General features: G+C 30.4%; 11 protein-coding genes. 7 read left to right on the top strand and 4 right to left on the bottom strand.

The annotated features are described in order from the left end of the window. Positions 1–106 precede the first annotated feature (106 nt). Together B6D18_RS11755 and B6D18_RS11760 are read right to left on the bottom strand one after the other, a co-directional pair. The gene (locus tag B6D18_RS11755) at positions 107–379 is read right to left on the bottom strand and encodes a hypothetical protein (RefSeq protein WP_086364621.1); all 273 of its coding nucleotides are present in this window, start codon (positions 377–379) and stop codon (positions 107–109) included. A 195-nt stretch (positions 380–574) separates the two neighbouring features. Further along, entirely contained in the window at positions 575–901 is a 327-nt protein-coding gene (locus B6D18_RS11760) for a hypothetical protein (RefSeq protein ID WP_086364622.1), read from the bottom strand. A 315-nt stretch (positions 902–1,216) separates the two neighbouring features. Here B6D18_RS11760 and B6D18_RS11765 point away from each other — a divergent pair, with 315 nt between their 5' ends. Continuing rightward, complete coding sequence (locus tag B6D18_RS11765; protein WP_086364623.1) at positions 1,217–1,795, top strand: sce7726 family protein; 579 nt, start codon at positions 1,217–1,219, stop codon at positions 1,793–1,795. Here B6D18_RS11765 and B6D18_RS11770 read toward each other — a convergent pair. Both B6D18_RS11770 and B6D18_RS11780 read right to left on the bottom strand, forming a co-directional pair. Then, positions 1,775–2,803: a hypothetical protein gene (locus tag B6D18_RS11770; protein WP_086364624.1), complete on the bottom strand. Its 1,029-nt coding sequence runs from the start codon at positions 2,801–2,803 to the stop codon at positions 1,775–1,777. The two genes, B6D18_RS11765 and B6D18_RS11770, sit on opposite strands and share 21 nt — an antisense overlap. 778 nt (positions 2,804–3,581) lie before the next feature. Further along, entirely contained in the window at positions 3,582–4,226 is a 645-nt protein-coding gene (locus B6D18_RS11780; RefSeq protein ID WP_086364625.1) for a LexA family transcriptional regulator, read from the bottom strand. A 112-nt stretch (positions 4,227–4,338) separates the two neighbouring features. Here B6D18_RS11780 and B6D18_RS11785 point away from each other — a divergent pair, with 112 nt between their 5' ends. The 6 genes from B6D18_RS11785 (at position 4,339) to B6D18_RS11805 (ending at position 7,261) form a co-directional block, all read left to right on the top strand. After that, complete coding sequence (locus B6D18_RS11785; protein ID WP_086364626.1) at positions 4,339–4,542, top strand: helix-turn-helix domain-containing protein; 204 nt, start codon at positions 4,339–4,341, stop codon at positions 4,540–4,542. Positions 4,543–4,555: 13 nt separating this feature from the next. Next, the gene (locus tag B6D18_RS11790; RefSeq protein ID WP_216818969.1) at positions 4,556–4,777 is read left to right on the top strand and encodes a helix-turn-helix domain-containing protein; all 222 of its coding nucleotides are present in this window, start codon (positions 4,556–4,558) and stop codon (positions 4,775–4,777) included. Next, on the top strand, positions 4,774–5,532 hold the full coding sequence (locus B6D18_RS11795) for a hypothetical protein (RefSeq protein WP_086364628.1): 759 nt from the start codon (positions 4,774–4,776) through the stop codon (positions 5,530–5,532). Before B6D18_RS11790 ends, B6D18_RS11795 begins: the two co-directional genes overlap by 4 nt. 2 nt (positions 5,533–5,534) lie before the next feature. After that, positions 5,535–6,182, top strand: coding sequence for a hypothetical protein (locus B6D18_RS11800; protein WP_086364629.1), 648 nt, complete (start codon positions 5,535–5,537; stop codon positions 6,180–6,182). 278 nt (positions 6,183–6,460) lie between these two features. Continuing rightward, entirely contained in the window at positions 6,461–6,613 is a 153-nt protein-coding gene (locus tag B6D18_RS12655; protein ID WP_158092587.1) for a hypothetical protein, read from the top strand. A 294-nt stretch (positions 6,614–6,907) separates the two neighbouring features. Then, entirely contained in the window at positions 6,908–7,261 is a 354-nt protein-coding gene (locus B6D18_RS11805; RefSeq protein ID WP_086364630.1) for an antiterminator Q family protein, read from the top strand. Positions 7,262–7,386 lie beyond the last annotated feature (125 nt).

Below are 7,386 nucleotides of genomic sequence, written 5' to 3' on the forward strand. Positions count from 1 at the left end.
GAGCAAGGTAGATATAACAAATCAATTATAGTTATATTGCTCTCTTTAATTGTATCAACACTGCTTAAATAAGAGGATTTTCGTACTTTTTTAAAGTATATTTTGTTTAGATAAAATTTTTATTAAAATCAAATTCAGCTTGAGAATAACAAATATCAACAATAAATTGATTGTATATTTCAGCATCAATATTTTTGCTTTCTAATTTTATCTTTAATAACTCTATAATTTGCCAGTCATTGTCATTAGCAAAATTTCTGATTAGCTCTTCAGCGCGACTCTCTATCCAATCATCACGGGCATCTTGCTTCTCGAGGTTGTTCATCATTCTGCAATATGCATTTTCATGCCAATTTTCTACCACTCTTTGTAACGACATAAATCACCTCGTTGCTATTTGCAAAATCCAATAAAACAAACCAAACATGCTACTTAATGCAACAATAAAAGTGCAAAATAGGGCAAACTTAATTTCGCTATCTGATAGTTGATAATCATTATGAAACCGATCTTTGGTTTTCACTTTGACAAAATCTCTGTTAGTCATTGTGTATGTCTCAGAATTATCATTTAACTACAGTTCAAAACTTTCTTTAATTGCCTGTTCAGCGGGGGTGACTTGCCAATGTCCATAATCCTCGTCAAAATAGCCACGCATTAATAATTCGTTAGCAAGCTCTTCAATGAACTCATTATTATAATATTCTGAATATTTATGATTTTTTATAACTTCAGTTAAAAGCTCTAAATATTCCCGTTTCCATTCTTTATAATTCATTTTTTTTAATCCTATAAAAACTATTAAAAGTGAGAAAGAAAATGTTAAATGTTCTCTTTCCTGTATCAGAAATTTTTCAAAATCAAGTCTAATAACTAGAAAAGCTTTAATTACTTTAGACATAGTAATTAGTAATCTATTTTAATTTTTTACAGATTGATTTGTTTCGATGAAATTGATTGTACAGTTTTAACTGTTTAAAGTAAACAGTTAAAACTGTACAAAAACTGTATTTTATTTAATTGGTTGTTTTTTGATCGGCGCAAGGAGGCATAATAAAGTTAATAATAGGGAATTTTAGGCGTGAAAAAATGCATAATCTAAATAAATGAAAAATATTTCACTAAAACGTGATTTTTTTAAAGTTAGCTTTAATTAAAAATTTCATTTAAAATAATAGAAGTATAATTTAATAATTTTTGTGAATAAATTATTGTTATGAATAGCCCAGATCAAATAAAAAATAATATTATCAATTGGATATCCAATGGTGACTCAATTTATGAATATCATGATAATGATGTTATTATTGATGAGCTCTGTTTTTTGGAGAGAAAAAATAGAGCTGACCTTGTATATGCAAATGGTAAATTAACAGCTTTTGAAATTAAATCTAAAGCAGATAGTTTGGCTAGATGGGAATCTCAATGCTCTGCATACTTAAAAGTTTTTGATGCGGTTTGGTTATGTTGTCATAATAAACATGCTTTGAAATCTATAGAAGTTACCCCTAAAGAAGTAGGTATTATAATCGTCGATGATACTAAATCAGGTTTGGCCATACTTAGAGATGCTAAAATTAATAAAAATATAGATTCATATTACCTATCCGATCTACTCTGGCGTATAGAGCTTGATGAGTTGTGTCTTGAAAATAATTTGAAGGTAATAAAAAAAGAAAAAATAAAGGAAGTCAGAACTCGAATAAGCAATGAACTTCCTATTGAAATTATTCGACAAAAAGTATTACAAAAGCTTAAATTGCGTTATGAAAGTTTAAGTCATTCTAGCAATTGAAGTAATATGTTGATTAATTCTTATGCCGTTCCATGTTCCTGGATTACCATTATTAATGGTTTTATTTGCAATTTGATAAATTTGAGAGTCTCCCCAACTAAAATTACTACCGTGATAAAAACTTTCAGAAATAAGGTAATTAGCTAAATCAACGAATTTATAAAATTCATGACTATTGCCAGTTTTCATTTGATACCAACGATAATTATCATAGTAAGTTACACATGGTATTATTTGCATTCCAGGAATATATTCCATTGGAGATGTTGGGTTAGTTGCTCCATAATCTCCATAAATTAAATTTATTCCTGGAAATGAACTTTTTAAGTTAAAATATAGGGGTAAGTCAAGGTTAGGTATTTCTTCCCAAACATCTCGGTTGGGTATTTTTTGTGATGGAAATGATGTTGTTATAACTGAGACTTTAAGACCACTATATAAAATTGAAAGACTTTGTAAAATATTGTATAACTGATTCTGAATTGTATTAATATTTTCACCTACTATAGATCCTTTATCATATAAAACTAAAATTGAGTTTGGATCTGATGATGAAGCTAATAATGTAAATAAATTATGAATTGAGTTTTCTGACAAATCAGTTACACGTATTGCAATTTTTCTATATGGTCTATTTTGTAGTTTAAATAAAAAATGTACATTATCCCTCATTGTTGATGTAGGCAAGATACTAATAACAGGAATTAGATAAGGATTTACCTGGAAAATCTTTTCATAAAAATCATATTTATCTTGAAAAGCGTTATTATGATCTAATAAACCTTTGGCTTGATTAAATTGATCATACATATCTGGTGCAATTAAAGACGCGTCAACTAAAAATGGATGATTCCCCCAGTTAGGAAGAAAATTTTTAAATAAGTAATCATTCTTTAATTCTCCTCGTGTGTTAATAAAAGGTATAACGTAATTTTTATCATTATTGTCAATATGAATTAGAGCATTAATGTCATTAATTCCTGATTTTAAATTTACTATATGTAACATTGTTTTCTTCTCATTTTATATGATTAAGATTATCTCTTTTTGACTCATTAAAAACCGCCGAGGCAGTTTATTTTTTTATTTTATTAAGCAGCTTTAGCTATAGATATTACAAACTCATATCCTTCATTATATGCAGTGAAAGCATCTTTATGACGAACATGACCTGCTTGGCTATACGGAATTTTAGCTAAAACAGAATCATTTGTTGCTTTAGGTATTCCATTAATTGCATGAAAATAACCTAATTCATATGCACAACCAGCGCATTTGTGTCGGCTGAACGTTCCTTGATACTCAGGTAATGATTCAAATAAAATATCGTATCGTATCGATGAGGTTTTTGACAGATTAGTAAATATGCCATATATAAACTCCTAACTATAGGAAGCATTAAATAGGGCTTTACTTAAAAAGAAAACGAATATAGAATAACCCTCGAGATCTCACAATAAAGCCCAAAATGCTTTATTTTTTTGTATTAGCTCGACGTTGGCGCGTCGGGCTTCCCTGTATCTAGTAGTATCCTAAATATTCCACCACTAAATATAGATCAAAGTTTATACGAAATTAAAAAATATTTCAATAAAAGATCTATTTAAAACCGCATAAAATTAAAAATAAGGCTATTTTTTATTTGAAGTACTTCTACATGATTATAATTTGAAAGTGCGCTTAGAATGCTATTGACGAATAAATAGGCGCATGTAAAAAAATACAGTAAATATTTAATAGGTAAGAAAAAAACCGCCGAAGCGGTTAGTCGTGTTTTTTTGAACTATTATCTTTTACGTCTAAATATTCTATGCTCAACCATAGTACCAATTATTCTAATCTGTTGTTTTAATGTGCTCATAGTTGTGTAGTCAGGATTAAGTGGAATAAGTTCAAACTGCATTCTTTCATGGTCATCATATCCTAATTCACGATACTTTTTAAAAGTTGCCTCTTCATCTCCATTTACAGCTACTACAAATTCACCTGGAAATGGTTTTATAGCTGGATCGATAATAACAACATCACCTTCTTTAAATTCTGGTTCCATTGAATCGCCTTTTATTTTTAGTGCAAATGCTTTATTTGATAATTCTAATGATGTCATAATATACTCAAACCCTGTTGAATCGCTAAGCTCACACGACTCAGTCCATACTCCAGCTTGTACATAGCTTATTAATGGGACTTGATGGGCGTGAACTTCTATTTTTTCTACGTTTATTACATCTTTATCTTTTCCACTTAATAACCATGCCATATCGCATTTTAAAGCGATAGATATTTCATATAAATGGCGAGGTTTTTTTACATTACCACTTTCTATTGCTTGATAAGATTGCTGTTTAATTCCTATTTGCGCAGCAACTTGTTCTTGGGTTAATCCCAATTCTTCGCGTCTAGCCCTAATTCTTTGACCGAGATTATTCATTTTAAAAGTCTCCCTTTATGATTAATAAAATAATACAGATAAATCTGTAATTGACAAACAGAATAAACTGTTATTTAATACAGTTATAACTGTATTTTATGTTGAGGTTTAAATGACAATCGGAGAAAGAGTTAAGAAGAAAAGAATCGAACTTAATATTAGCCAAGCGTCATTGGCTGAATTAGTTGGAATGAAACAACAATCAATAAGTGATTTAGAGGCTGGTAATATTGAAAAACCAAGAAATATTGTCGAGATAGCAAATGCTTTGAATTGTTCTGTTGAATGGTTGTATTACGGCACGTCAAATATTTAAGGTAATGATAAAGATGCTAAACAATAAAAAAACACTAAGCCAATGCGAAAAAATATTGATCCATTTACAAACTGGAAAATCAATTAGTCCAGTCCAAGCATTAAATTTATATGGTTGTTTTAGATTAAGTGCTCGTATTTATGATCTAAAGAAACCTGGATTTGACATTGATAGTCGTTTAGTTCATGAGAATGGTGTTCAGTACGCTGAGTATTCGATGAGAGGTGTAAATTGAAAGCAACCGATTATCTTCTAACAATGGGTAACCCCATTGCCTACTATCCAAAGTTGGCTAAACCTTTGGGTGGGATTAGTTCAGCCATTCTTTTTTCACAACTATTTTATTGGCAGGACAAAGCGACTTCTGATTTAGGTGTATATAAGACGCGTGATGAATTAGAAGATGAAACAGGTCTAAGCCATAACGAACAAAGAACGGCAATTAAAAAGTTATGTGAAAGAGGTGTTTTAATTGTTACTGAAAAGCGCCTACAACATAAAACTTATTACAAAATTAATAATGAAAAAGTGAATAAAGTTTTAAGGAATTTCGCCAAATTTATGATTGAGTTACCACGAGATATAAACAGTACTCATCTCGAACTCGACATTGTAGATGCCGAGATGGCTACAAAATCAAGTTCGTTAGATCAAAAGATTACGACAAAGACTACTACAAAGATTACTACAGATATTATTGTGGCTAAGTCGCAAAAGCAAAAACGAGCATGTCAAATTCCTGATGATTTTGAACCAACAACTAATCATCAAAATATAGCAGTTAACGAAAATATCAATTTAGATAACGAATTTATAAAATTTAAAGACTATTGCTTGGCTAACGGGAAAAAATACATTGATTGGAACGCTGCATTTAATAACTGGTTACGTAATGCTGTTAAATATCAACGGGCTAGTCCAAACAACAAAGCTAATTTTATGACACTTGCCGAACGTAACCGGGCGGTTTTAGAGAGTATGAGGGGGTAATCATGGCAAAAATTACAGATGAGTTTTTAGCTGTTATTGGTGGATTGCTTGAGCTTTATGGACAACAAGCAAGCACTACCAAAGTTAATATTTACTGGTCAACAGTAGGGCAATATCCGATTGAATCATTGCGTAAAGCCGCTAATGTTTGGGTTCGTAAAAGTGAATTTATGCCAAAACCGGCTGATTTGATTAAATTAATGGGTGGAGCTGGTAATCATTTATCTCCAGATGAAGCCTGGTCAATAGCGATACTTGCAAGCGATGAAACTAACACTGTTGTATGGACAAACGAAATAGCCAAAGCATGGTCTCAGGCGGAAATTGTTTATTGTAATGGTGACAAAATCGGTGCTAGACGAACATTTATTGAGGCTTACGAGCGATTAGTAAATGAATCAATGATGTATTGCCGTCCTATAGAGTTCTTTGTATCTCTTGGTAATGATAAATCAAGGCGAGTTGACGCTATTAATCACGCTGTATTTACCGGTTTATTAACTAAAGAAAGGGCTAATTATTATCTGCCGAAACCAGAAAATACTATTGCCATGATCGAGTATAAATACGAACAAAGCGTATCTGATAAGAGCATGTCACACATCGCCAACATTAAACAAATGTTAAAAACAGGTTATGTCAGTATTTAATCAAGATTCACAGATGGCAAGACAAATGTTAATCAAATTATTAATTATTGTGAATAGTATTATTGGCCGATCAAAAGTAGGTGTTAGCTGTTTGCTTATATCGACATTGTTATTTATTAAAGATAAATCAAGGAATAAAAAAATTATCTCAAAACTGATTTGATCAGCTCAACCATTCAGAGAGAAAAGAGTATTAAGTTTGTTAATGATGGAGCGGTGATCATTAGTTTTTAACAAAAAAAAGTAAATGAATTATCAAGAGAAGAGGAAAAATAAAAATGAAACAATTGGAAAAAATAGATCATCTTATAGCTGAAATTGAGAATCAATTAGCACAATTATATGAACAACGTAGAGAAAAAATAAACAGATTTGATTTAAATAAGGTGAAAGATGCCGACAAGAAACAAATTAATTCCGACAGGGTTTAGATGCCCAGAGTGTAAAGGGGATTGTTTATATAACATGGATATAAATTTATTTGTTTGTGCAAGGAAGTTAACAACAGTAAATGGTGATATGGATGCTTCTTGCGGTAAATTTTACCTGAACAGAGAAAAATATAAATCATGAGCAAACTAATTAAATTAATAAAAAAACACGTTAAGTTAATTATGTAACTGAATTTATGAGGTTAACAAATACTAAAAATATTATGAGAGCTAGTTATATTTTAATTAAAAACAGTAGTATTGAAATTTATATAAGAGAATCAGAGGTGCGCAGTGAGAGAAACTAAAGATATTTTAATTGCATGGAAAAATACACGTATTTTAAAGCGAATAGGTACTGAATATCCGTCAAAATCATCAGGTTTTGCTGGTGCGTCCAACGATTTCGATTATCGTCAGTATTTAACCGAAGAAGAAGTAGAAGTTGTTGATAATGCGGTTTTAACACTTAGAGCTGATAATATAGAATATTGGGCAATATTGACGTCTTTTTATCTTCGCGGAATATCATGCAGCAAACAAGCAAAACTTTTAGGTAAGCAAACAACTGAAATTACAAAAATATTACTTGCTGCAGAATGTTTTATACGTGGACATATTATCCAATTATTTTCAAAAACAGCATAATTTTTAACGTAGAGAAAAATATTTTAATTTTTAAACACCAAAGACTTGACTATTTAAACGTTTAAATGCATAATGTGTAAATAATGCAGTTTAATGCGCATTAAACAAAAAGCCCAAATTAATAT

This window comes from Gilliamella sp. A7 (assembly GCF_002142015.1).
Classification (GTDB): Bacteria; Pseudomonadota; Gammaproteobacteria; order Enterobacterales; family Orbaceae; genus Gilliamella; species Gilliamella apis_A.